Genomic DNA, 522 nt, shown 5'->3' on the forward strand with positions numbered 1-522 from the left:
CACCGTCCCGACCGGCTTGCCCTGCTGCAGGATCGCGGCGGCGGCCGACCAGCGCGCCAAGAGGGTCTGCAGGTCGGTCCGGCCCGCGCCCTCGGCCAGCGAGAACGACATGAACATGGCGTAACGCTGTGGGGGCGTGTCGATTCCACCCTGGTGCGGCTGACCGTAGAAGGGGTAGCTGCGGCGCAGATCGACGGTGTCGTCGTCGTCACCACGCTGTCCCGCCGCCATGGCGTGGCCGGCGAAGCCGCCACCCATGGCACCGATGGCGGCACCGCCGAGCCCGGCCAGCATGGCGCCGCCGAGCGCGCGCCGGCGCGATACCGTGGCGGAGTCCGCCGGTGCCCCAGCGTCGTTCGTGGCGCCGTCGGAGGGTGGGGAGATGTCGTCGGTCACGATCAACCGGCCGTAACGACTTTTTGGGCGACGGTCGACAGGCTCTGGTGCAGCAGGCCTACGCCTCACTACGGCCGGGCCTGGAAAAGATCGATGCCAACCTGGTCCGCCAGATCGATCAGCAGT

1 pseudogene is annotated in these 522 nt (G+C 70.3%); it reads right to left on the reverse strand.

The window, feature by feature from the left end:
* A pseudogene (locus A9W96_RS05360) lies at positions 1–294 on the reverse strand (deferrochelatase/peroxidase EfeB); the annotation flags it as partial.
* Positions 295–522 lie beyond the last annotated feature (228 nt).

The sequence above is a fragment of the Mycobacterium sp. 1245852.3 genome, from assembly GCF_001669335.1.
GTDB classification, from domain to species: Bacteria; Actinomycetota; Actinomycetes; order Mycobacteriales; family Mycobacteriaceae; genus Mycobacterium; species Mycobacterium europaeum_A.